Below are 23,585 nucleotides of genomic sequence, written 5' to 3'. Positions count from 1 at the left end.
TAAGCAGACCAAAAGTAATTTCTTCTAAATAACAGTTTTATAAGGGGACCGCAGGGAAATATTTTCTGCGGTTTTTTTTATGAAATCTTACTCCATTTATTTTTTCCTTTGTAGTACCTGATATAATAATTCTTGATAACCAGGTTGTCTGGCCTTGCCAACATAGGATCAGCTTCCAGAATTTTATCAACAGTATTCTTTGTTGTCTTAATGATAGCAGAATCTTTTACAAGATCTAATCTCTTGAAATCTACAACACCACTTTGCTGTGTTCCCAGGATGTCTCCAGGACCACGAAGTTGCATATCAACCTCAGAAATTTTAAAACCATCATTAGTCTCAGTCATTGTTTTGATGCGGGTTCTGCTTTCTTTGGATAATTTATCAGAGGTCATCAAAATACAATAGCTTTGCTCTGCACCTCTTCCCACACGCCCCCTAAGCTGGTGAAGTTGTGAGAGACCAAACCTTTCAGAGCTTTCAATCACCATGACAGAAGCATTGGGAACATTTACACCTACTTCAATAACGGTAGTAGCTACCATAATTTCCGCTTTTCCTGAAGCGAAATAGGCCATGGCAGCATCCTTTTCGTCCGGTTTCATTTTTCCATGCAGCATGGTAACATTGTAATCTGAGAAAAATTCCATGACATGCTCAAGACCTTCCATCAGATTTTTATAATCCAGAGTTTCAGATTCCTCAATCAGTGGATATACAAAATAAATCTGTCTTCCTTTTTTTATTTCATCCCTACAGAAGTTATAAACATATAGTCTGTCTTTTTCACGTCTGTGAGCCGTGATAATAGGCTTTCTTCCTACCGGCATCTCATCAATTACCGAAACATCAAGATCAGAATAAAAACTCATGGCCAATGTTCTTGGAATGGGAGTAGCCGTCATGACCAGAATATGTGGCGGGATCTTATTCTTAGCCCAAAGTTTTGCTCTTTGTGCTACACCAAACCTATGCTGCTCGTCTATGATAGCCAGGCCAAGATTCTTAAACTTAACTTTATCTTCTAAAACAGCATGGGTTCCTACAAGAATGGAGAGCGTACCATTTTCAAGCTCCTCATGAATAATTCTCCTCTCTGCAGCCTTAGTAGAACCTGTCAAAAGCCGAATATTGATCCCTGTTTTCTCCAGTAAATCTTTAATACCATTATAATGCTGCTGGGCAAGAATTTCTGTAGGTGCCATCATGCAGCTCTGAAAGCCATTATCCATGGCAATAAGCATTGTCAATAATGCAACCATTGTTTTTCCGGAACCTACATCCCCCTGCAGAAGCCTGTTCATCTGAATCGGCCTTTTCATATCCATTCGGATTTCCTTTAAAACTCTCTTTTGTGCATTAGTTAATTCAAAAGGAAGATGATGTTCATAAAAATCATTGAAATGATCTCCTATAACAGGAAAGGGATTGCCGAATGACTGGGTTTTATGATGAAGCTTTTTTAAGCCATATCCTAATTGGAAAAAGAACGATTCTTCAAATTTCAGCCTGAAATCTGCCTTATCAAAATGTTCCAAATCTTTAGGGAAATGAACATTAAGAAAAGCATGTTGCCTCGACATAAACTTGAATGTTTTCATTAAGTACTCAGGGAAATTTTCGTCAATCAAGCTAGGGATTTCTTTGCAGATATTCCTCAATGCATTTTGAAAGAATCGCTGTCCTAGTCCTCTCTTGGTAAGTTTTTCAGAACTTGGATAAATGGGCTTTAAACGTACATCTCCATCTTTATCTTCCTCTGCTTCTATTTCAGGATGTGGCATTGAAAACTGACGATTAAAAACATTAATTTTCCCAAAGATATACACCTCACGGTTAATGGGAAGCTGTTCTTTCAGCCATTTTGAATACTGGAACCATACAAGATCCATACTGCCTGTATCATCATTGAATTTAGCAGAGAGTCTTTTGGTTTTTCCTGTTTGAATTTCCTGAACCTGAGTGATCCTTCCTTTCAACTGGATTTCCTGGCTGGTTTCTTCCTGCAGCTGAGAAACTTTATAGACTTTACTTTTATCCAGATAACGGAGAGGGTAGAAGTTAAGCATATCTTCTACGGTGGATAATCCTAACACATTTTTGATGAGTTTGGCTCTTTCCGGACCTATTCCTTTTACGTATTCTATGGAAGTATCTAAAGTCATTTCTTATCTGAGACTCGAATTTTGAATGAGAAAAATAAAGCTTCGAATTTCGGTAAAATAAAAAAGACTTCCAAAAAAAATTGAAAGTCTTAAGTTTGTTTATAAGTATCAATCCGAAATTGGATTGTCTGTTAATCTTTAATTTTAGATTTGAATTTTTTCTGGTAATCTTCCCATTGTTCTCTGGTACGAATCTTTTTAAAGAGATCCTTTGATATCAGTTCCAAATAAGGCTCCAGTTCCTTAGCGGATAATTCTCCTTGAAGAATAGTGATCGGGTCACCATGCTCATCCAGAAATACTGTACTTGGGACAGCTCCTACATTCATATACTGAGTGAACTCATGCAGGGAGTTTCTTCCTTTTCTCTGTTCTGTATTAGGATTGGAAAATTTTCTTCCAAAAATTTCAACACTCTGTTTTTCTTCAGCATTGAATTTTACTGGATAATAACTCTCATTTAAAGTTTGGGCAATGACAGGGTGTCCATATGTTTTTTTGTCCATGATTTTACATGGTCCGCACCAGTCTGCATAAAAATCAATAAGAATTTTCTTAGGATTTTCTTTTTGGGCTTTTAAAGCGTCCTCAATAGTCATCCATTTTACCTGTGCAAAGCTAAAATTTAATAGAAGTAAGAGAACTATGCTTAAAATTTTCTTCATAATTTAATATTTACATAAAAATAAGCATAATTACTTATTCTTTACTTTACCTCCTGCATTAATTTTTTCACGAGTGAAGAAAGCAAAATCAATACCACTCCGGCAACTAATGCATAAATCCCCAGGGTTTTATATCCATCAGTGTAAGCCAATAATTTACTCATATTGGTATTTCCTGTGTTGGCTTCAGATAAACTTGCACCAATTTTTCCGGCAGCAAATTGTCCGAAAGCACTTGCCAAAAACCATAATCCCATCATCATTCCAAACATCTTCTTAGGAGATAGTTTTGTAATGATTGACATCCCGATTGGGCCTAGGCAAAGTTCTCCAAAAGTAATAACAAGCCATGTAAAAGTAAATAGGTTGAGGGAAGATTTTCCATCTGCACCTGCAAAATATCTTAAGCTATAGAACAAGAAGAATCCTGCTGCCAGAAATAAGAACCCAATTCCAAATTTATTGATTGTATTCGGTTCCAGCTTTTTTTTGCTTAATCCTACCCAAGCCAAGCCAATAAGTGGGCTAAAAATAATAATGAAAAAAGAATTAGCGCTGTTATTAATTACATTAGGATCCATCCCAAATCCAAGTAAATTATGAACAAGGTTGTCCTTGGCAAATAAAGATAATGATCCTCCACTTTGTTCATAAATAGAATTAAAAAGGAAGTACATGAATATAAATATAAATGCAGCAATCAATTTCTTTTGATAAGATGAAGATTGTTTTAAGGTTTCCACAATAAAATAACCTACTGCTGCAATACCAATCAGATACATAAAGTAGTCTGTATAATCGGTATTTTTAACCATAATGAAAATAAGAGGCATGCTTAATAAAGCACCAATATATACCAAAACTTCACGTAAAGTTCTCTTAGATTGAGGAAGAACCTGTAGAGGTGAATCTCCAATGGGACCTAATGATTTTTTTGTGGCAAAAAAAGTAATTAAGCCTAAAACCATAACTATTGCTGCAGCCAAAAAGCACCAAGACCATGAGTGGTATTTTCCAAGGTATACACAAAGTGCTCCTCCTAGAAGCCCTCCAATGTTAATTCCGGCATAAAAAAGACCATATCCGGCATCTCTTCTTGGATCATCTTCTTTATAGAGCTCACCTACCATTGAGGAAATGTTTGGTTTGAAAAATCCTGTTCCGATAATAGAGCAGGTAATCCCCAGATAAAAGAAGTCATGAGGAGAAAGAGCAATAATCAGATTCCCGATTGCCATAATAAGTCCTCCAAAAACCAGAGACTTTTTGAATCCTAAAATTTTATCAGCAAAAATACCTCCTATAAAAGTAAAAGCATAGATAAAAGCCTGTATGGCGCCATATTGTAAATTTGCTTTGTCTTCCAACAGGCCCAATTGATCTACCATGAAAATGGTAAGAACTCCACGCATTCCGTAAAAACAGAAACGTTCCCACATTTCTACGGTAAATAAGGTCCAAAGCTGTTTTGGATACTTTCCTTTAAAGTCTTGTATTTCTTCTAGAGTTAAGCTCATAACGATATATGATTGTTTTAATTAGGGTTTTTATTATCCTGATCCAGTTCAAAACGAATTCTGTCCTGATCGATGATTTGTTTTAATTCTTCTTCTTTTGGGAGGTACAGCAAGTATTTGCTGGCAAATAAATTATTTTTATCATTGAGCACAGAGTATTTTACAATAGTTTCATCTTTTTCAGAACATAGTAAAATACCGATGGTCGGATTATCTCCTTCGCCTCGTTTCAGATCATCATACATTCTTACATACATGTCAATCTGCCCGATATCCTGGTGAGAAAGTTCTCCAGTTTTAAGGTCAATAATAACAAAACATTTTAAAATGTAATTGTAGAAAACCAGATCAATATAAAAGTCTGAGGTATCTGTGGAGATATGTTGTTGTCTGGCCACAAAAGCGAATCCTTTTCCAAATTCCAGTAAAAACTTTTGGATATGGTCAATAATGGCGGTTTCAATTTCTTTTTCAGAAAACTGTTCGTCTGCTTTTATACCAAGAAATTCAAAAATGTAGGGGTCTTTTAAAACACTGTGGATGCTTTCTGGTGAAGACTCTTTATGTTTTAAAACTCTTTCGTAGGCAAGGGAGCTCATTTGCCTTTTTAGATCTCTTACATTCCAATTGTTTTGTACAGCTTCATTAAGATAATATTGTCTTTTATTCTTATCATCCTGACTGGAAAGCAATCGGTAATGAGACCAGCTCAATTGTTGAGACAATGTGTCAATAATTGGAAAAGCGATGTAAAACTTACGCATATTAGAAAGGTTTGTATAGTCAAACCCTTTTCCAAATTCTAAAGTAAGCTTCTGAGAAAGATTTTTTAAGGTGTATTTTCCGTATTCAGCGCGTTCTTTCCCTTGTTGTTCATCTTCAACAATAAGTTTTCCAATCTGCCAGTAAGTAAGTAACAGTGTAGAATTCGCTATTCGAAAAACTTTTTCGCGCGACTGTCTAATGATCTCCTTTACGGATTGGAATAAAGAATCTTCGGAAATTTTCATCATACGAAAATAAAAAAAACCTCTGACTTAGCAGAGGTTTTATTTATATTTTGTTAATGCAATTAGTTTACACCGTGCATCATTTTCTTTAAGATTGGAGAAAGTAAGCCTAAGATTACAGAGGCAATACCACAAAGTACCACGAATACCATAAAGAATTCAAATAAATTGTGAATCTCAAAACCTACAAAAGTAGGGTTGTGTAATGGTAGTTGAGCTTTTTCAAATGCCGCAACCTGTTCAGTAGTTAAAGTTACTTTTTTATCCAAAACATCCTGAAGATTTACTCCAATTTCCTGTGCTTTTTTAAATTTATCACCTGTTGCAGGGATAAGTGCTCCTAATGAACCTGCCAAGGCATATCCTGCAGCATTAGAGATAAAGAAAACACCATATAATAATGAAGCGAATCTTTTTGGAGCTAATTTACCAACCAATGATAATCCGATTGGAGATAAACAAAGCTCACCACATGTTTGGATGAAGTATAAAAGCATTAGCCATTTGATTGCTAATAAACCTGAATTTCCTAAATCTTTTACATTGTGTGCAATGATGAAATAAGAAAGGGCGATTAATGCTAACCCCATTGCTTGCTTGAAAGGAGATACTGGCTCTTTTCCTTTTGCCCTTAGCTTATCCCAACATAAACTGAAAGGAACAGCTAATAGAACTACGAAAATTCCGTTAAAGATCTGAACCATTGAAGGAGGCATATTCCATCCGAAAATGTTTCTGTCAGTTTGGTTATCTGCAATGAATGTTAATGAAGATCCTGCCTGTTCGAAAGCCGCCCAGAAAAAGATAATGAAGAACGAAACAATATAAATTACCCAGATTCTTTGTCTTTCAATTTTATTTTCTGCAGAAGACATAATCAGGAATGCCAAGGAAATACCCGCTGCATAGATGAATGGATAGATGATTCCTTTAATCATTTGCCCCATTTCCACTGAATTAAATCCAAGTTCTCCGACCAATAAATATCTGAATACAAAGAAGAGAACAACAAATATACCTACTGTAGCTCCTAAGAAACCACCTGAGAATTTTGCTGTTTGAGATTCTCCCTCTTCAAAGTCTGCCGTTGAGTTGTTTTTTGGAAGTCCACCAATAGGTCTTCCTTCTGGTGTTACTACATATTTGTTTTTAAGGATAAAGAATGTTATAGTTCCAATTACCATTGCAATTGAAGCTGCCAAGAATCCCCATTTGAATGCGAAAATATCTCTTACCCCAGTGGTCGCATCTTTTACATCTCCTACATAAGGACAAATGAATTGACCTAAAAATGCTCCGATGTTGATCCCCATATAGAAAATAGTGAAAGCAGAGTCCAACTTAGATTTCTCTTGTTTTGGATAAAGGCTTCCCACCATTGAAGAAATATTGGGCTTAAAGAATCCATTACCAAAAATAATAACGAATAAAGCCAGCCACATAATAAGTTTAGCACTACCAATGTCTGCAGAGAATGTAGAGGCACTAATAAATAATAAAAACTGACCAATCGCCATTAAAGATCCTCCAATGATGATCGCAAATCGGTTTCCAATATATTTATCAGCAATGAATCCTCCCAAAAGAGGTGTTAAATAACATAACGCTAGAAATCCACCATAGATGATCGCTGCATCCGCTTCTTTTATCAATAAGGAATTTACCATAAAGAGCGTCAAAAGTGCTCTCATCCCATAAAAGTTGAAACGCTCCCACATTTCCGTGCCGAACAGAACCCATAATCCTTTCGGATGTCTGGAATTCTTATTCTCTACAAATTCATCCGGTTTCGGACTCAATGCTTCAATATTATCCATTTCTATTGTTAATTTTTGTTAAGACTGACAAATATAGTTTATTTTGGGTTTTTGGCAAGGTTTTAATTTTATTTTTAAATAAAAAAGCTGCGGAACCATTCCGCAGCTTGTTATTCGTTATAATAGTAAGGATTAGTGCCCTTTTTCTTTCATAATCTTATTCAACCTTTTTAACATTGAAAGGCCTAATAATGTAGCAAATATTAACAAACCAAAATTCACAAGGAAATAATTCGTCTTATTTTCATAGCTATACCATGTACTTGCCAGAATCCCCGAAAGTTTGTTACCTACAGAGTTTGCAAGGAAAAAACCACCCATCATCAAGGCTGTAATTCTAGCAGGAGAAAGCTTGGACACAAAAGAAAGTCCCATTGGAGAAAGACATAATTCTCCGATTGTAATAACTCCATAACTGGCTACCAGCCATAAAGGGGAAACTTTTACAGCTCCATTTTCTCCGGCCATTACCGCTAAAACCATAACAAGACAAGACAATCCTGAAATGAAGAGTCCTAAAACGATCTTCGTTGGTGTTAAAGGTTCCTTTCCTTTTCTTCTTAGCAGAGCCCAGAATCCAACAATAACAGGAGTCAGTGCGATTACCCAGAACGGATTAATGGATTGGAATAATTCGGTATTGTATAGATAGACTTTATTTTCAGGATTTTTCTCTAAAACGGCACGCTGCTCAGGAGAAATATTTTTAAAGTAAACATCTTTTCCGGTTTCTTTTTTGGTGTCTCCGTTGTCATCCTTTTGAGATCGGAACTGATTGTCATAAACTGGAGTCTCTTTGTCTTCGTAGCTCTTACCCTCCACCATATAAATGCCTTCCAATGGTTTTTCAAGAGAAGCAGGAACGCTTCTATCTGTATAATAATTTGCCCATCTTGTTAAAGCAGTACCATTCTGCTTGAAAACTGCCCAGAAGAACATACTGATCAGGAATACAGAAAGTAATGCACCAATAGACGCTTTTTCATCAGGCTTCGCTTTAAAGTAAAGTGAAGCATAAAAGTAAATAACAGGAATACATGCGAAAATAAAGGCATCTGTACTGTCGCTTCCAAAGATATTGTTAGGAATAAACCAACCAATTCCTCCGGCTATGATGGCTGGAACAAATACTTTAAGCATAATTTCAGAAAGTTTTGTATCTCCTTCCTGTACAGGCTTCATTTGTGCTGCATGGATATAGTGTTTTCTTCCGATGGTAAAAATAACCATACCAATAAGCATCCCAACTCCGGCAGTAATGAAAGCTTCACCCCAACCAAATTTATTACGCATAAATGCAGCAATAATGTTACAGATAAACGCCCCAATATTGATTCCCATATAGAAAATATTGTATCCGGAGTCTTTATTGGCTTTATAAGGTTCTTCCGAATAAAGATTTCCTAAAAGGGTAGAAATGGTAGGCTTAAAGAAACCATTTCCAATAATAATTAATGCAAGGGAAGCATAAAATAAAGGTAAATCTTTGAAAACTCCCATTCCTATATATCCGGCAGCCATTAAGAAACCTCCAAGATAAATGGATTTGATATACCCCAAAACTCTGTCTGCCAAAAATCCTCCAATAAATGGAGTAAGGTATGTCAGTGCAATATAAGTTCCGAAAATATCGTCAGCAGTTTTGTCAGGTAATCCCAGACCACCTTTCATTCCGGTAGGCTCTATTACATACAAAACAAAGATTCCAAGAATCAGGTAGTACCCGAAACGCTCCCACATTTCTGTAAAAAAGAGATAGGGCAGCCCTTTAGGATGTTTAGTCTTCATATATTCAAATTTCAATTCCCCCAAAAATAAGTTTTTAATTTCAATTGATAAAATAAATAATACTTAGACAAATGATTAATGAAATAAATAAAAACCCCTCTCAAAAACTTGAAAGGGATGTATTGTTTTTAATCTGTAATGTGATTATAAATTACTCAAGATAAAATCTGTCATTTTCTGGTACAGTTGTGGTCTTGTCTGTCCACCGTAGATTCCGTGGTTTTTATCTGGATAAGCCATGAAATCAAACTGTTTTTTATTTTGAATCAAAGCTTCAGATAATTCCATAGAGTTTTGGAAATGTACATTATCATCAGCCGTTCCGTGGATTAAAAGGAATTTCCCTTTCAATAAATTAGCGTATTCTGTAGGAGAGTTTTTGTCATATCCATCAGGGTTTTCCTGAGGGGTTCTCATGAATCTCTCCGTGTATACTGAGTCATAATATCTCCAGTTGGTTACAGGAGCTACTGCGATACCCATTTTGAAAACATCGGCACCTTTTGTCATTGCTAAACTGGTCATGTAACCACCAAAACTCCATCCGAACATTCCGATTCTGCCTTTATCAATATAAGATTGGTTTCCGAACCATTTTGCTGCTGTAATTTGATCTTCAATTTCATATTTTCCAAGGTTCATATAAGTAACTTTCTTATATTTTGCTCCTTTGTAACCTGTTCCACGTCCGTCTACACAAGCAACAATATACCCTTTTTGTACAAGGTGATTGAACCACATAGCATTACCATTGTCCCAAGAGTTAGCAACCTGTTGAGACCCTGGGCCGGAATACTGAAACATAAATAGCGGATACTTTTTGTTAGGATCAAAATTTTTAGGCTTCATCACCCATGCATTCATTTGGTCACCTACCGCATTAGGAATCGTAATGAATTCCTTTTCAACAAAATTATCAGACTTTAATTTCTGAAGCTGGTCATTGTTATTTTGAAGTTCTTTTACTGTTTTCCCGTTTCCATCTTTTAAAACATAGGTATATGGTTTTGAAGCAGTAGAAGATGTTTCAATAAAATAATTGTAATTTTTGCTGAAATTGGCAGAATTATTTCCTTCTGCATTAGAGATAAGCTGAGACTTACCACTTTCGATATTTACTTTAGAAACAACCTTATTAATGCTTCCTTTTTCTGTAGTCTGAACATAGATTTCCTTAGACTTTGGATTGTAACCATAATAATCGGTTACCTCCCAATTTCCTTTAGTAATCTGCTTTTTAAGCTTACCATCCTTGTCATACCAGTATAAATGACGATTTCCGTCTCTCTCGGAAGCCCAAAGGAAAGAATCATCTTCAAGAAATTCCATTGTAGGGCTGTCTGTATCAATCCATTTATCATCTGTTTCAGTAAATAATTTCTGAACAGCGCCTGTTTTAGTATTTACTTTTAAAATATCCGAAGCATTTTGAATTCTTTCGGAAGTAATCAAAACAACCTCATCAGGCTTTGCTGTTTGCAAAACATTAGGAATATAATAATTTTTGAACGAACCCAGATTCAATGGCATCGTTTTTCCAGTATCTAGACGGTATAGCTGTGCAGAAACAATAGAATTTTTTTCTCCTGCTTTAGGATATTTGTAACGCATTTCTCCTGGATAAAGATTTTTTCCATAGATAGGAATATAAATCTCCGGAACCTGGCTTTCATCAGATTTTACAAATACGATGGCATCAGAGTTTTTAGTCCATTCATACTGTCTTGCATGCCCGAACTCTTCTTCATACACCCAATCCGCCAAACCATTGATGATTGAATTTTTCTTTCCATCATTACTGATTTGGGTAATCTTTCCGGAATTAAGATCCTGAAAGAATAAATTATTATCAGAAATGAAAGCAATTTTTGTCGCATCAGGTGAAAATCTTGGCTCCTGTACAGGCTTTCCATCATTGACACTCATTATCTTTCCTGATTTTAAATCCTTGACTTCAAATTTTCCCAGAAAAGAATGTCTGTAGATAGGCTGACTTTCTTTCAGTAAAAGGATTTTGGATTCATCATCAGAAAATTCATAGCTTTCGAAGTTTCCATCTACAATGTTTCCCTCTTTTTGAGACGTTTTATAAGAATACTTCGCAATTCCGGTTGGTTCAATGACCAGATAATTTTCACCGCTTTTCATGGAAGTAATCCCGGCAATGCCTTTGCCACGATAATATCCTGAATATATTTTGTCTAAAGTAATTTCCTGTGCAGACACATTATGAAATGCAGCTGCTATAGTAAGAGTTAAAAGTATTTTTTTCATTTCTAATTTTAATGATTCCAAATTTAATAATTCTTACTTACATAACAATATAAAACAAAAATCAGGAACTAATGTCCTGATCTTTTTATGCTAATTGGCTATATAAATTGTACCTGATCTCCTGTTTCTGGAGGATAATACCCCTCGGGAGCACAGGTTGGATAAGAAGAATTACACGGAACTTCTTCTATTCCTCCAATCCACCAGATTCTTAGTTTACAGGTAACCCCATCTACGCATCTTCTCATTCCTGGCAAAACTCCGCCATGTACTTCCTTTAATTGTAGTCTTGAAACTTTTTTGAAATTTTTCATGGTAAATATTTTTTTATTAGTAAATCTAAAGTAATTAAAAAAATCATCAGATAGTGAAATTTTTAGAAAAAGATAATTTGGCAGAAAAATTGAATATATATAATTATAAATCAAATCAAAAAGAATAATTATGGAAACGAATGCATACAACCAGAAACTGAACCGATATGTATTGAACGACCAAATTGTCTATACAGGTTTTTCCAGTTTTGATGATGCCACAGAATACGCCCACAAGAAAGGTGGAATATTAGTGGAAGTGGGGTTTAAGGGTGGTACCGATAATCCTGAGATTATGGATGAAGCTGGGTTGATAGAAAAAAAACTTCATTACTATGTGTATGCAGGCGATGAATACAAATTTATCCACTCATCTGATCCCGGATTTAGAAAATATGCAGAGGAACTGCAGAAAATTAAGGCAAATAACGATAAAACAAGTCCGGATGAACGATATTTTGCCAATTTCGAAATTGAAAATATAGAAGATCCTATCATTGTGATCAAAAATGACCACTTTGAATCGGTAACATCAAGAGAGCGTTCGAAGTATTTGAAACATGCCAAAGTTTATGAATTAGGGGTATCCCTGCCAAAATCTTAAAAATCTTATGATGAGCAAGACAAAATATTCAGATAAAGCTCAGGACAAAGTAGGAGAAGTGATGCACGAATTCAAGGAGGGAAAGTTAAAATCTTCTTCCGGAAAGAAAGTGACCAGCAGAAAGCAAGCCATAGCTATTGGTATTTCTGAAGCAAGAGAAAAAGGGTTGAAAGTGCCTCCAAAGAAAAAAAGTAAATAATTTTAATAAAAAATGCCTGAAAAATTTTTCAGGCATTTTTTATTAAAGAGCAAATAACCTAATTCACATAAACGTAAAAAATAGGTATGAGCGGAGTATTTTTCTATTCTGCTTGATTATAAAGTATTCTATAATATTCATCAGCCATTCTATCGCTATTGAACTGATCTTTTACATCGTTCATAGCATTTTGCTGAATCTTTCTCCATTGCTCAGGATTGTCATAATAGGCTGGAAGAATTTCGTTTTCAAGGATTTCATATAATTTGTTCAAATCATAGTTATCCTGTTCATAAATGCTCATATTCTGATAATCAGCCTTGGGTACAATGAATGAGTTTTCTCCATGCTTTGCAAACTCAGGAATCCAGCCATCATCTGTGGAAAAGTTAACAGATCCGTTCATTGCAGCAGTCATTCCTGAAGTTCCAGAAGCTTCCCTCGGAACTCTAGGGTTGTTTAGCCATAGATCCGAACCTTGCTTTAATGATTTACTTAAAGAAAGTTCATAGCCCGTAAGAACAGCCATGTTTTTGTAATTTTTACTTTCTTCAACCAAGGTATTGAAAGTAGAAATAGCCGAATAATCCATTGGGTAAGGTTTTCCTGCCCAAATAATTTGCACCGGATATTTTGGATTGTTCAGAAGCCTGTAGAATCTGTCTTTGTCATGTAAAAGTAGATCTGCGCGTTTATAGCCTGCAAATCTTCTGGCCCAGACAATGGTAAAAATATTGGGATTGAATAAATTTCCGGTTTGGTCTGCAACAATGCTGAATAATTTTTTCTTCAGATGCTTTTTGCGGTAATCGAAAACAGTGTCATCGTTTTCATTCTTTGCATTGTAAAGAGGTTTATCTGCCCAGTATTTAAATTCCTGTGCATTGGTGATGGATGTAATCTCGCAGATTCCGGGATATTTATTCCACATGGCTCGGGAAACTACACCGTGAAGCTGTGAAACACCATTGGCAATTCTTGCCATTTTTAATGCACAAAGAGAGTGGTTGAAACGTTCATCATCAATTCCTTCAATGCTTTTTACCTCATCCATGCTATACCCTGAGAAATAAGACATGTCGTAGCATAGCTTAAAATTATGCTTTTCATTTCCGGCTTCTTCAGGAGTGTGGGTGGTGAAAACCAGTTTTTCTTTAACCTTGTTTAGGTCACCATTATATTTTTTTAACAGATAGAATGCTGCAGGAAGTCCGTGGGCTTCATTCAGGTGGTAAACATCTCTTTCAATGTTCATTTCATCCAGTAATTTTGCACCTCCTTTTCCTAGCAAAATGTACTGCGCGAGTTTTGTGGATTCATTGGCGTCATATAATTTATGACAGATTGTTTTGGAAACATAATCGTTTTCAGGAACATCTGTAGAAAGAAAAAACATAGGTGCTGTATTGAAAATTTCAGGATCTAGGTACCAGACCTTTACCCAAACAGGAGCACTGTGGATTTCGATTTGAAATTGTATTCCTGTATCTTCAAGAAAGCTGTACATTTTTCTTGTCCAAACCGGTTGTAAGGTTTGGTCATGGTTTCTCGCTTGATCATAGTAGCCGAATTTCCAAAGAATACCGATTCCGATAAGATCCTGTTTCAGGTTATAGGCACTCCTCATATGAGAACCTGCCAGAAAACCAAGTCCTCCTGAATATATTTTTAATACCTGCTCAAGGGCAAATTCCATTGAAAAATAGGCGGTTCTTTTTGAATATTGGGGATTGATGTGGTAGGGTATTTTAAAATTCCTGAAATCCATAAATGCTTATTTGTGTTAGAAGAAGCAAAGGTATTGATTATGAAAATAAACTTTACATTAATTAATCGATAAATTAATTTTAAAAGTAGGTGTTGAATAGTTTTTTTACTTACCTTTAAGAGTGTAAAATTTTGATTATCAAAAACTTTTAACGGTGAAGGCCAATGGCTGCATGTGTTCTAATTAAATAAAAAAATCACACATGAAAAAGACATTTTCTGAGGAAGATTTGATTAAGAATCTGAGTTTGTATTACCTGAACAGGCATTTGAAAAAAAAGCCCATAGAAAAATATCACCGTACCATAGACGAGTCTCCGCTTCATGATCGTGAAAAATATCGGAAAAAATCAGAGATTCTTCTTCTCAACTCTTTTATGCATCATTTTCCCGAAGTGAAATTTGAAAACTTTACCTGTGAGAGTCCCGACTTTATCGCAAAGCTAAACGATAAAAAAATCGGAATAGAATTGACTGAAGTAATCAATCATTTGGAAATGAAAAAAGTGGAAAGCACTTTGAATAAAATGTTCCGCCAGGCAGAAATATTATTAGAACAAGAAGACACCACGAAATACCGTGGTGTTTATTTTTTAGAATTTCATCCTAATATAAAGTTTGATCATATAGAGGAGCAGGAAGAAAATATTATCAGTATCTATAAAAGTATTAAAAGAAATAAAGGAATAGGGTGTGTAAAAAGTGTGAGAAAATCTTTTCACCGAAGAAATGTCTTTATTACCCATGAATACAGTATGAACCTTTTTGATGAATTATGTTCCGAGAAAATTCTGGAGCTTATCGAAAAGAAAAATGAAAAATTTCCTTACTACGACACTTCTGTAGATGAATGTTGGCTGGTAATTGTTTCAGATATGAATTCTATTGCTTCCCGATATACTTTCATTCAGGATAAGGAACATTTGAATGAAGTTAAAAGCCCCTTTCATAAAATCTTTCATCTTGAAAATCTTTGTGGGAATATGACAAGTATAAAATAAGGGTATTTATTGTATTATTAGTAAAAAATTCACGTATTGATTTGAAATATTTCAAAGTTATTGGAATTTTATTGTTTGTGATTAAATTATAGGTATATTTGGTGTGGGTTGGGTATTTATCTGACTACTAATTGATTCAACCATAAAAACGATATATCTATGAGAAAAATTTTACTCTTTATTCTTCTATGCATTTCCCATGCTTTTTATTCTCAGGCAGATTGTGCATCGGCACTGGCTGTTTGTGGTAACTCAAATATTACCTATAGCCCGTCAGGTTATGGCACCATCAAGGAATTGGTGAATTCTGGGAGCTGCTTGGATGCAACGGGCGAGCATAATTCAATTTGGTATAAAATTACGATTGCTACCGGAGGAACCCTTACCTTTAATCTGATTCCTAATAATCCGGATGCCGATTATGATTGGGCTATTTTTGGTCCTAATGTAAACTGTGGAAGTTTGGGAGCACCAATACGTTGTAATGCAGCAACTGTTATAGGACCCGGACCTGCTACAGGATTAAATATGACAAGTACGATTACTAATGCTCTGGGAGGTTCTGCTACCCCATATTGCAGATATTTGGATGTTTTACCGGGGCAAACCTATTATTTATTTATCGATAACTGGGTGAGTAGTACAAGTAGTACAACGGCTCCATTCTCTTTGACATGGGGAGGAACGGCAACATTGGCATCACCATTTACGGATCCAAATATTCAGACTTATCCTTTTATTCCTCCAGGTATTTCAGCAGCTAATCCTGCAGACCCCAGAGAGGTTATTATTTGTTTCAGTTCTGGTTTGTTTGATTTTTCTACATTATCACCAGGCATTATAAATGGAAATCAACATTTTAGTGTAAGCTATCATACTACTCAGAATGATGCCTTAACAGGGAATAATCCTATTGCCAATCCAATAACAGTAAATACCACCACGGTTTTCTATTATAGTATAAGCTATACAGACGCAACTAACCCCAGTAATCCGCTCAATAAGTGTAAACAGGTTGGAAAGTTCAAATTCAAAGATGGATCCATTACGGTTAAAAATGCAACTTTAACCGAGTGTAACAATAATAATGCGGGAACGGCATTATTTGACCTGACAACGGCTGATGTTATAGGCATTCCAAATGTAGCCAAGAAGTATTATCATACTATGGCAGACCTTAATGCCGGAACCAATGAAATTACGACACCTACAGCTTTTGTATCTGCTGAGGGAACCATCTATGTGAAAGTAACCTCCGAGTTTGGGTGTGCTTCGGTGGCTAAGATTACTTTAAAATTCCATCCTGTAGTGGTTGTAAATGAAACTACCCTGAGATCGTGTTTTATTGAAACTAATCCGGCTACAGCTTCATTTAATCTTATAAATGCTTCAGTAACGGGCCCACAAAATACAGTAAAAAAATACTACCCGTCTTTGTTTGATGCAATTAATCAAACTAATGAAATTTCAACTCCTGCAGCGTATATAGCCCCGAATGGAGTAGTGTATATAAGGGTTTTAAATAATCAAGGCTGTTATGCTATAGCAAAGGTTACTCTGGTAGTAATTCCGCCGGTATATTCTACTGTCCTTAAAGATAAAATAATTTGTGCTGAGGATAAGACCATACTGGATGCTGGACCTGGCTTTAAGAGCTATGAATGGAGTACAGGAGCTACAACTCAGACCATTAATGTAGGAATCGGGGTTTATTGGGTAAAACTTAAAACCGGAGAATGCATTACCACACAAACTGTAAAGGTGGGAGCATCTGAACAACCGGTTGTTTCCAGTATTGATGTTACAAACAATTCAGTTACAGTATCGGTAATAGGAGGAAATCCATCTTACAAATACTCTCTGGATAATATTGTTTGGCAGGATTCCAATGTTTTTAGCAATCTTCCAAGGGGGGATTATAAGATATTTGTAAAGGATGCCTATGACTGTGACCCTATTGTTGTTGAAATTGTTGTCCCGAATTTAATTAACGTAATTACTCCAAATGCCGATGGAATCAATGATGTCATCGATTATTCTGCGCTGAGCGGAAAACAAAACCTCATCATCAATGTTTTTGACAGATATGGAACAAAGATTCATCAGGCAGATAAACTAAATGGATACAAATGGGACGGAACTGTTGGAGGTAGGAGAGTGCCTACAGGAACGTATTGGTATTCCGTATTATGGAACGAAAATAATAAGAAAAATACTCCTGTTAAATTTACAGGTTGGGTACTGGTTAAAAACAGGGAATAACCTTATGCCATAAATATAATGAATAGATAAAACCACTTCGGAAGAGGTGGTTTTTATCTATACTTCTTTTTACATTAGTTATTAAAAATAAAAAGAATGAAAGACCTTTTTGTAAAGCGCTTTGAGTATTATAAATCTCTTGGTGATAAAACATTTAGCCAGTTATCTGATGAACAGATTTTCTGGCAGTATAATGAAGAAAGTAATTCTATAGCAGTAATTGTAAAGCACATCGCGGGTAATATGCTGTCGAGATGGACTAATTTTTTAACGGAAGACGGTGAGAAATCCTGGCGCCATCGTGATGAAGAATTTGTAAGTGCATTTCAAACCAAGGCTGAAGTTATTGAATATTGGGAAAAAGGCTGGGCGTGTTTCTTTAATGCCTTAGATCAGATCAATGATGAAAATCTTTACTCAATAATTAAGATAAGAGGCGAGTCACATCTTGTTATTGATGCTGTTTTCCGGCAGTTGGCTCATTACCCTTACCATATCGGACAGATTGTTTATATTGCCAAAATGATAAAAAATAATGACTGGAACACCCTTTCCATTGCTAGAAACAAGTCCCAGGAGTTTAATAATGAAATGAAAAATAAATTTTCAAGTGCGGATTCGGATATCAATTCATCACCGGTTTGCTTTCAAAACAGCCCTGAAGTAAGGGATGAATATAAACAATAGACTGAATCAATCTTGGATTATTATTAAAATTACTATCTTTGCACCCATAAAATTCAGGAGTAACAAATGTCTACTTTTCACAGAACTGCCGCGTTTCATACACTGGGCTGCAAATTAAACTTTGCAGAAACATCTACTATTGCCCGTCAATTAACAGATGCAGGTTATGATAAGGTAAGCTTTGATGAAAGAGCAAATATCTATGTAATCAATACATGTTCGGTAACAGAAAATGCTGACCGTGAGTGTAAACTGCATGTAAAAAGAGCAATGAAGGCTAACCCTGAGGGACTGGTTGTTATTGTAGGATGTTATGCACAATTGAAGCCTGAAGAAATTTCACAGATTGAAGGGGTTGATCTTGTTTTGGGAGCTAAGGAAAAATTCAATATTCTAAGCTACCTTGACGATTTAGAAAAAACAGACAATGAAGGAATTGTTCATTCATGTGAGATTGAAGAAACTGATTTCTTTATTGGAAGTTATTCTATTGGTGATAGGACAAGAGCTTTCCTGAAAGTTCAGGACGGATGTGACTATAAGTGTACTTACTGTACCATTCCTTTGGCAAGAGGAATTTCTCGTTCAGATACCATTGATAATGTTCTGAAAAATGCTACAGAAATTGCAGCTAAAGACATTAAGGAAATTGTACTTACCGGTGTAAATATTGGTGATTATGGTAAAGGTGAGTTCGGTAACAAAAGACACGAACATACTTTTCTTGATCTTATTTCTGAACTGGATAAAGTAGATGGAATCGAAAGAATCCGTATCTCTTCCATTGAACCTAATCTTTTAAAGAATGAAAGTATAGAGCTGGTTTCTAAAAGCAGAAGCTTTGTTCCGCATTTTCATATTCCTTTACAGTCCGGATGCGATGACTTATTGAAAAAAATGAAGCGCCGTTACCTGACTAAGCTATATAATGATAGAGTAAATAAAATCCGTGAGGTAATGCCTGATGCAGCCATTGGTGTGGATGTGATTGTGGGATTCCCCGGAGAAACAGAAGAAAAATTTATGGAAACCTATAATTTCCTTAATGAACTTCCAATTACTTATCTTCATGTATTTACTTATTCTGAAAGAGAAAATACAGAAGCTGCAGCAATGGGTGATGTTGTTCCAATTGCAGAAAGAAAAAAACGTAATAAAATGCTTAGAATTCTTTCTGAAAAGAAAAAAATGGCATTTTATCAGACTCAGCTAGGAAAAACGCTTCCTGTACTTTGGGAGCATGAAAATAAAGACGGGAAAATGTTCGGCTTTACAGAAAACTATGTGAGAGTTCAGAAAGACTTTGATTCTGCATTCGTAAATCAAATTGAATTTCTAAATTTAGAAAAAATCCTGTCAGATGGCACAGTTTCTGTGCAATCTTCTTACCAAAACTTTTTAGCAAAAGCATAGGCTCTTTGCAAAATTTCCACTAAATTTATTTTTAACTTTAAATACTACATTCATGAGAGATAAGTTTTTATCTTGGGGAATTGTATTAGTACTTGCTACATGGGCTGTAGCATTACTAATCAGAGCGCATTATTGGATACCGACGCTGCTATCCGCAATCTATGCATTGGGTGTTTACAATGCTTACCAATCGAAACATGCTATTTTGAGGAACTTCCCAGTCTTGGGGTACTTCAGGTATTTCTTCGAAAGTATTTCACCGGAAATGCAGCAATATTTCATCGAAAGGGAGACCGATGGTAAGCCTTTTCCAAGAAATCAGCGTTCTGCAGTATACAGACGTGCTAAAAACTTAAGTGATACAGTTGCTTTTGGAACACAGCTAGAGGTTAATCATAGAAAATATGAGGGAATTAAACATTCTATTTATGCTAAATCTCCCTCAGAGGAACTCCCAAGAGTTTGGGTAGGAGGAGAACAGTGTACACAGCCTTACCATGCCTCCCTGTTTAATATTTCAGCAATGAGTTTTGGAGCGTTAAGTGACAGGGCACAGATTTCATTGAATAGAGGTGCCAAAAAAGGGAACTTTTATCATAATACAGGAGAAGGAGGAATTTCACCTTACCATATGGAAGGAGGAGATTTGTGTTGGCAGATTGGAACAGGATACTTTGGATGTCGTGATGATGAAGGGAAATTTAATCCTGAATTATTTGCAAAATACTCAACACTACCTAATGTGAAAATGGTAGAAATCAAATTATCACAGGGAGCAAAACCAGGGCACGGAGGAGTTCTTCCTGGAGTGAAAAATACTCCGGAAATTGCTGCAATTCGTCACGTAACACCTGGTATGACTGTTATTTCACCACCATCACATACGTCTTTTTCTGATGCAGCCGGATTGTTGAGGTTTGTACAGGAATTAAGAGAACTTTCAGGAGGAAAGCCAGTTGGATTTAAGCTTTGCATTGGTGATACAAAAGAATTTGAAGATATCTGTGTACAAATGAATGTACTGAAGATTTACCCAGATTTCATTACTATTGATGGAGCAGAGGGAGGAACAGGTGCAGCACCACCAGAATTCTCAGATGGAGTAGGGATGCCTTTGGAACCTGCGTTGATATTTGTAAACAGAACATTGAACAATTATAATCTTAGACATAAATTAAGAGTAATTGCCAGTGGTAAAGTCCTTACAAGTTTAGATATTTTAAGAGCGGTGGCCATGGGAGCAGATATGTGTAACAATGCAAGAGGATTTATGTTCTCTCTAGGATGTATTCAGGCATTAAGATGTAATTCTAACAACTGTCCTACGGGAGTTGCTACACAGGATAAAATGCTTATCAAAGGATTGGATGTTACTGATAAGAGTGAAAGAGTATATCACTTCCATAAAAATACGCTTCATACCTGCAATGAGCTGATTGCTGCTGCCGGAAGAAGTTCTTATGAAGAAGTAGATGCAACAATGTTTATGAGAGGAGATGAATTCGACCATCTTGCGGATTTGTATTTCCCAGATATTTTAGGAAATGTAAAGCAAAAAGCAAGGCCTTAATAACAGAATAGATAAAGTTATCCTGAACAGATAGCTTAAATACAAAAAAATCAGAGTAGATGTTTTTCTATTCTGGTTTTTTTTGGTCTTAGTATTAAATGTAGTGAACCAGATTTAAGGTAAAATAAGGATGAGTTTCTGATAGATTTTTCAGCGCATAAAATAGCATTTTAAAGCCGTTAATTAAACTTTGTGAAAATGTATGATACAATGTTTATAAATAAAAAAAACCGCCTTTCGTGGCGGTTTGTATTTTATTTTTCACTTTCAAGTCTTTCTCTGCTTCCATAGATCTGGAAGTTGAAAACAAAAGACTTGTTTCTGTAGGTTTGTCCTAGGTATTGATAATGGGCATTTCTTGCAAAAGCTGCCTTAGATGGTACTATGATTACCCCTTGCAGGTTGTAAGGAGCTTCACTTGGAAGATCTTTAAAGCCACTGAATTTTTGTAATGCTTCTTTGAAACCTGCTATTTCATAATAACTTGATTGTTGAGCTGCTGGTGTAGTAGCATCTGTTTTTATTTTGTCTTTTACGTAGTAATACATTGGATCTACTAAAGGAAGAGTACTTCCGTCTATTGTATTTAAAAATGCAGATTTTGCTGTAAATACTACACTTCCATTGTTATCAGCAGCTAGGTAAGAATAACCCCTACCCATTATTTTAATAACACTTTTTTCTAAAATTGGCTGTGCATCAGCCGGAGCTGGTTGTGCTCCATTTCTCATGATATAAATTGTTCCTGAAGGAAGCTTCTTAACGTCTAGTGCAGATAATTTCTTTTCCTTATCATCAGCAGTATCGGTAGCACTGAAAGGTTTTATATTTCCTTGTACATCAAGATAATTTTCATCCATAAATTTATTAATAGCCTGTTCATCATAGCTATTCTGGACGTTGATGTCTTCCGGCTCTACATAATATTCCAATTCATCATCTTTTTTACATGCAGAAAAACACAAAGATCCCGCAAGGATATATAAAAATATTTTTTTCATTTCAAAAAACTTTAATTACTTTACAAATAATATAACGGCAAAAGTATAAAAAATTATGAGAATAGATAAATTTTTGTGGAGCATTCGTTTTTATAAGACTAGAAATATTGCGTCAGAGGAGATTAAAAAGAATAGAGTTTCCATAGGAACCTCTGCCGTAAAGTCGTCTAAGGAGGTAAAAGAAGGAGATGTTATTAAAATCCGCAAGAATCAAATTGATTATAAAATAAAAGTGATCCAGATTCCTAAAAGTAGAATTGGGGCAAAATTAGTTCCACTGCATATACAGGATGTAACGGATAAAGAACAATATGAACTTCTGAAACTTCGTAAGATGTCACAAGATTATTACAGAAACAAAGGTGAGGGAAGGCCTACGAAAAAAGACAGAAGAGACATGGATGATTATGTAGGAAATGATATTGCCGCGGACTTTACAGACTGGGATGACTTCTTCGGAGAAACAGCAGATGATACCGAAAGTGAAGATTAAAATGAAAATAGAAAAGCTCTAGTGATAGAGCTTTTCTATGATTTCTTTTACAATGTCATCCGGTTCTCTGGCATCTGTGCCTATGCTGAACTGAGCTTTACTGTAAAATTGATTTCTTTCAAATAGATGTTTGGCTATGAATTCCGGTAGATCTTCATCCGAAATATTGGCAATAATCGGTCTTTTTTCTTTCTGTTTGGAAAGTCTCTCCACCAAAGTTCCCACGGAAGCCCTTAGAAATATACTTTTAGAGTTATGGTTGATGATCTCCATATTGTTATAATATACAGGAGTTCCTCCGCCAAGACTTAAAACTACATTTTCTTCAGAAGCTAATATTTCTTCAAGAGCTTCTCTTTCAAGCTTTCTAAAGTGAATTTCCCCTTTTTTTTCAAATATTTCAGGAATGGTTAATTTGTTCCTTCGGGTAATCTCTTTATCAAGATCGATCAGTTTAAAATCTATTTTTTCGCTTAATATTTTGGAAATGTGAGATTTGCCACACCCCATGTATCCAATCAGTGAAATTATCATGAATTTTTTTTAAACAAATTTGCGAAAAAGTTTTGAGATAAAGAAAAAAGTCATATCTTTGCACCACTTAAAACAAGGGACATTACTTAAATGAAAACTTGTTAGGTAAGTGGCCGACTCGGTAGCTCAGCTGGTAGAGCAATACACTTTTAATGTATGGGTCCTGGGTTCGAATCCCAGCCGGGTCACTAGCAATAAAATTACGGTACTTGTAATTTTATTGCCTGCGTGGTGAAATTGGTAGACACGCCATCTTGAGGGGGTGGTTTCCTAAGGATGTGCTGGTTCGAGTCCAGTCGCAGGCACTGCAAAGAAAATTTTTATAATTATAAGAAAAGCAATTTTATTTTAATTGTGGCCGACTCGGTAGCTCAGCTGGTAGAGCAATACACTTTTAATGTATGGGTCCTGGGTTCGAATCCCAGCCGGGTCACAAGTTTACTGAAAAGTAAATTTTTTTCATATTAATATTTTGTGATTTGGTGTTTCAAAGGTCTCTTTCAA

19 protein-coding genes and 3 tRNA genes are annotated in these 23,585 nt (G+C 35.6%); 11 read left to right on the top strand and 11 right to left on the bottom strand.

The genetic code is table 11. The features are described 5' to 3' along the window. Nucleotides 1–77 precede the first annotated feature (77 nt). From recG to SCA31_RS11260, 8 genes are all read right to left on the bottom strand, one after another. Entirely contained in the window at nucleotides 78–2,165 is a 2,088-nt protein-coding gene (gene recG / locus SCA31_RS11295; protein ID WP_410697101.1) for an ATP-dependent DNA helicase RecG, read from the bottom strand. A 131-nt stretch (nucleotides 2,166–2,296) separates the two neighbouring features. Continuing rightward, complete coding sequence (locus SCA31_RS11290) at nucleotides 2,297–2,830, bottom strand: thioredoxin family protein (protein ID WP_410697100.1); 534 nt, start codon at nucleotides 2,828–2,830, stop codon at nucleotides 2,297–2,299. Nucleotides 2,831–2,871: 41 nt separating this feature from the next. Further along, a complete protein-coding gene (locus SCA31_RS11285) occupies nucleotides 2,872–4,347 on the bottom strand; it encodes a peptide MFS transporter (protein WP_410697099.1) in 1,476 nt (491 codons plus the stop codon). 17 nt (nucleotides 4,348–4,364) lie between these two features. Beyond that, complete coding sequence (locus SCA31_RS11280) at nucleotides 4,365–5,357, bottom strand: PDDEXK nuclease domain-containing protein (RefSeq protein WP_410697098.1); 993 nt, start codon at nucleotides 5,355–5,357, stop codon at nucleotides 4,365–4,367. A 62-nt stretch (nucleotides 5,358–5,419) separates the two neighbouring features. Then, nucleotides 5,420–7,174 (bottom strand): peptide MFS transporter, encoded by a 1,755-nt coding sequence (locus SCA31_RS11275; protein WP_410697097.1) that lies wholly within the window; start codon nucleotides 7,172–7,174, stop codon nucleotides 5,420–5,422. Nucleotides 7,175–7,306: 132 nt separating this feature from the next. After that, nucleotides 7,307–8,962, bottom strand: a complete 1,656-nt coding sequence (locus SCA31_RS11270) for a peptide MFS transporter (RefSeq protein ID WP_410697096.1) — start codon at nucleotides 8,960–8,962, stop codon at nucleotides 7,307–7,309. A 144-nt stretch (nucleotides 8,963–9,106) separates the two neighbouring features. Next, complete coding sequence (locus tag SCA31_RS11265; RefSeq protein ID WP_410697094.1) at nucleotides 9,107–11,236, bottom strand: S9 family peptidase; 2,130 nt, start codon at nucleotides 11,234–11,236, stop codon at nucleotides 9,107–9,109. A gap of 98 nt (nucleotides 11,237–11,334) precedes the next feature. Further along, the gene (locus SCA31_RS11260) at nucleotides 11,335–11,550 is read right to left on the bottom strand and encodes a bacteriocin-like protein (RefSeq protein WP_410697093.1); all 216 of its coding nucleotides are present in this window, start codon (nucleotides 11,548–11,550) and stop codon (nucleotides 11,335–11,337) included. Nucleotides 11,551–11,680: 130 nt separating this feature from the next. Here SCA31_RS11260 and SCA31_RS11255 point away from each other — a divergent pair, with 130 nt between their 5' ends. After that, entirely contained in the window at nucleotides 11,681–12,154 is a 474-nt protein-coding gene (locus SCA31_RS11255; protein WP_410697092.1) for a hypothetical protein, read from the top strand. 10 nt (nucleotides 12,155–12,164) lie between these two features. Continuing rightward, on the top strand, nucleotides 12,165–12,353 hold the full coding sequence (locus SCA31_RS11250) for a DUF6496 domain-containing protein (RefSeq protein ID WP_106917286.1): 189 nt from the start codon (nucleotides 12,165–12,167) through the stop codon (nucleotides 12,351–12,353). Nucleotides 12,354–12,456: 103 nt separating this feature from the next. On the opposite strand, the gene glgP is transcribed toward SCA31_RS11250, so the two are convergent. Further along, nucleotides 12,457–14,121, bottom strand: coding sequence for an alpha-glucan family phosphorylase (gene glgP / locus SCA31_RS11245; protein ID WP_410697090.1), 1,665 nt, complete (start codon nucleotides 14,119–14,121; stop codon nucleotides 12,457–12,459). A 202-nt stretch (nucleotides 14,122–14,323) separates the two neighbouring features. Between glgP and SCA31_RS11240 the strand changes: the two genes are divergently transcribed. The 5 genes from SCA31_RS11240 to SCA31_RS11220 all read left to right on the top strand — a co-directional run bounded on the left by SCA31_RS11240 (nucleotide 14,324) and on the right by SCA31_RS11220 (nucleotide 21,053). Beyond that, nucleotides 14,324–15,121, top strand: a complete 798-nt coding sequence (locus SCA31_RS11240; RefSeq protein WP_410697089.1) for a hypothetical protein — start codon at nucleotides 14,324–14,326, stop codon at nucleotides 15,119–15,121. A 159-nt stretch (nucleotides 15,122–15,280) separates the two neighbouring features. Then, nucleotides 15,281–17,383: a T9SS type B sorting domain-containing protein gene (locus SCA31_RS11235; protein ID WP_410697088.1), complete on the top strand. Its 2,103-nt coding sequence runs from the start codon at nucleotides 15,281–15,283 to the stop codon at nucleotides 17,381–17,383. 96 nt (nucleotides 17,384–17,479) lie between these two features. Continuing rightward, on the top strand, nucleotides 17,480–18,070 hold the full coding sequence (locus SCA31_RS11230; protein ID WP_410697087.1) for a DUF1572 family protein: 591 nt from the start codon (nucleotides 17,480–17,482) through the stop codon (nucleotides 18,068–18,070). A 66-nt stretch (nucleotides 18,071–18,136) separates the two neighbouring features. Beyond that, entirely contained in the window at nucleotides 18,137–19,483 is a 1,347-nt protein-coding gene (gene mtaB, locus SCA31_RS11225; RefSeq protein ID WP_410697086.1) for a tRNA (N(6)-L-threonylcarbamoyladenosine(37)-C(2))-methylthiotransferase MtaB, read from the top strand. A 52-nt stretch (nucleotides 19,484–19,535) separates the two neighbouring features. Next, nucleotides 19,536–21,053 carry an FMN-binding glutamate synthase family protein gene (locus SCA31_RS11220; RefSeq protein ID WP_410697084.1) on the top strand — a complete coding sequence of 506 codons (1,518 nt, stop codon included), beginning with the start codon at nucleotides 19,536–19,538 and terminating at the stop codon, nucleotides 21,051–21,053. A 254-nt stretch (nucleotides 21,054–21,307) separates the two neighbouring features. Here the strand turns inward: SCA31_RS11220 and SCA31_RS11215 are convergent, their stop codons facing one another. Continuing rightward, nucleotides 21,308–22,054 (bottom strand): hypothetical protein, encoded by a 747-nt coding sequence (locus SCA31_RS11215; RefSeq protein ID WP_410697083.1) that lies wholly within the window; start codon nucleotides 22,052–22,054, stop codon nucleotides 21,308–21,310. 55 nt (nucleotides 22,055–22,109) lie between these two features. Here SCA31_RS11215 and SCA31_RS11210 point away from each other — a divergent pair, with 55 nt between their 5' ends. Next, the gene (locus SCA31_RS11210) at nucleotides 22,110–22,547 is read left to right on the top strand and encodes an RNA-binding S4 domain-containing protein (protein WP_410697082.1); all 438 of its coding nucleotides are present in this window, start codon (nucleotides 22,110–22,112) and stop codon (nucleotides 22,545–22,547) included. A gap of 18 nt (nucleotides 22,548–22,565) precedes the next feature. Here the strand turns inward: SCA31_RS11210 and SCA31_RS11205 are convergent, their stop codons facing one another. Beyond that, nucleotides 22,566–23,081: a shikimate kinase gene (locus SCA31_RS11205; RefSeq protein WP_410697081.1), complete on the bottom strand. Its 516-nt coding sequence runs from the start codon at nucleotides 23,079–23,081 to the stop codon at nucleotides 22,566–22,568. Nucleotides 23,082–23,196: 115 nt separating this feature from the next. Here SCA31_RS11205 and SCA31_RS11200 point away from each other — a divergent pair. From SCA31_RS11200 to SCA31_RS11190, 3 genes are all read left to right on the top strand, one after another. After that, a tRNA-Lys gene (locus tag SCA31_RS11200) sits at nucleotides 23,197–23,269 on the top strand. Between the two features lie 34 nt (nucleotides 23,270–23,303). Further along, a tRNA-Leu gene (locus SCA31_RS11195) sits at nucleotides 23,304–23,386 on the top strand. 55 nt (nucleotides 23,387–23,441) lie between these two features. Further along, a tRNA-Lys gene (locus SCA31_RS11190) sits at nucleotides 23,442–23,514 on the top strand. Nucleotides 23,515–23,585 lie beyond the last annotated feature (71 nt).

Origin of the sequence: Chryseobacterium sp. SIMBA_028 (assembly GCF_046535285.1) — a bacterium.
In the GTDB taxonomy this organism is placed as follows: domain Bacteria; phylum Bacteroidota; class Bacteroidia; order Flavobacteriales; family Weeksellaceae; genus Chryseobacterium.
This window is presented reverse-complemented; position numbering and strand designations above follow the sequence as displayed.

Coding starts and splice junctions, on each gene's coding strand:
- recG (WP_410697101.1), bottom strand. CDS start 2,165: ATGACTTTAGATACTTCCATAGAATACGTAAAAGGAATAGGTCCGGAA.
- SCA31_RS11290 (WP_410697100.1), bottom strand. CDS start 2,830: ATGAAGAAAATTTTAAGCATAGTTCTCTTACTTCTATTAAATTTTAGC.
- SCA31_RS11285 (WP_410697099.1), bottom strand. CDS start 4,347: ATGAGCTTAACTCTAGAAGAAATACAAGACTTTAAAGGAAAGTATCCA.
- SCA31_RS11280 (WP_410697098.1), bottom strand. CDS start 5,357: ATGAAAATTTCCGAAGATTCTTTATTCCAATCCGTAAAGGAGATCATT.
- SCA31_RS11275 (WP_410697097.1), bottom strand. CDS start 7,174: ATGGATAATATTGAAGCATTGAGTCCGAAACCGGATGAATTTGTAGAG.
- SCA31_RS11270 (WP_410697096.1), bottom strand. CDS start 8,962: ATGAAGACTAAACATCCTAAAGGGCTGCCCTATCTCTTTTTTACAGAA.
- SCA31_RS11265 (WP_410697094.1), bottom strand. CDS start 11,236: ATGAAAAAAATACTTTTAACTCTTACTATAGCAGCTGCATTTCATAAT.
- SCA31_RS11260 (WP_410697093.1), bottom strand. CDS start 11,550: ATGAAAAATTTCAAAAAAGTTTCAAGACTACAATTAAAGGAAGTACAT.
- SCA31_RS11255 (WP_410697092.1), top strand. CDS start 11,681: ATGGAAACGAATGCATACAACCAGAAACTGAACCGATATGTATTGAAC.
- SCA31_RS11250 (WP_106917286.1), top strand. CDS start 12,165: ATGAGCAAGACAAAATATTCAGATAAAGCTCAGGACAAAGTAGGAGAA.
- glgP (WP_410697090.1), bottom strand. CDS start 14,121: ATGGATTTCAGGAATTTTAAAATACCCTACCACATCAATCCCCAATAT.
- SCA31_RS11240 (WP_410697089.1), top strand. CDS start 14,324: ATGAAAAAGACATTTTCTGAGGAAGATTTGATTAAGAATCTGAGTTTG.
- SCA31_RS11235 (WP_410697088.1), top strand. CDS start 15,281: ATGAGAAAAATTTTACTCTTTATTCTTCTATGCATTTCCCATGCTTTT.
- SCA31_RS11230 (WP_410697087.1), top strand. CDS start 17,480: ATGAAAGACCTTTTTGTAAAGCGCTTTGAGTATTATAAATCTCTTGGT.
- mtaB (WP_410697086.1), top strand. CDS start 18,137: ATGTCTACTTTTCACAGAACTGCCGCGTTTCATACACTGGGCTGCAAA.
- SCA31_RS11220 (WP_410697084.1), top strand. CDS start 19,536: ATGAGAGATAAGTTTTTATCTTGGGGAATTGTATTAGTACTTGCTACA.
- SCA31_RS11215 (WP_410697083.1), bottom strand. CDS start 22,054: ATGAAAAAAATATTTTTATATATCCTTGCGGGATCTTTGTGTTTTTCT.
- SCA31_RS11210 (WP_410697082.1), top strand. CDS start 22,110: ATGAGAATAGATAAATTTTTGTGGAGCATTCGTTTTTATAAGACTAGA.
- SCA31_RS11205 (WP_410697081.1), bottom strand. CDS start 23,081: ATGATAATTTCACTGATTGGATACATGGGGTGTGGCAAATCTCACATT.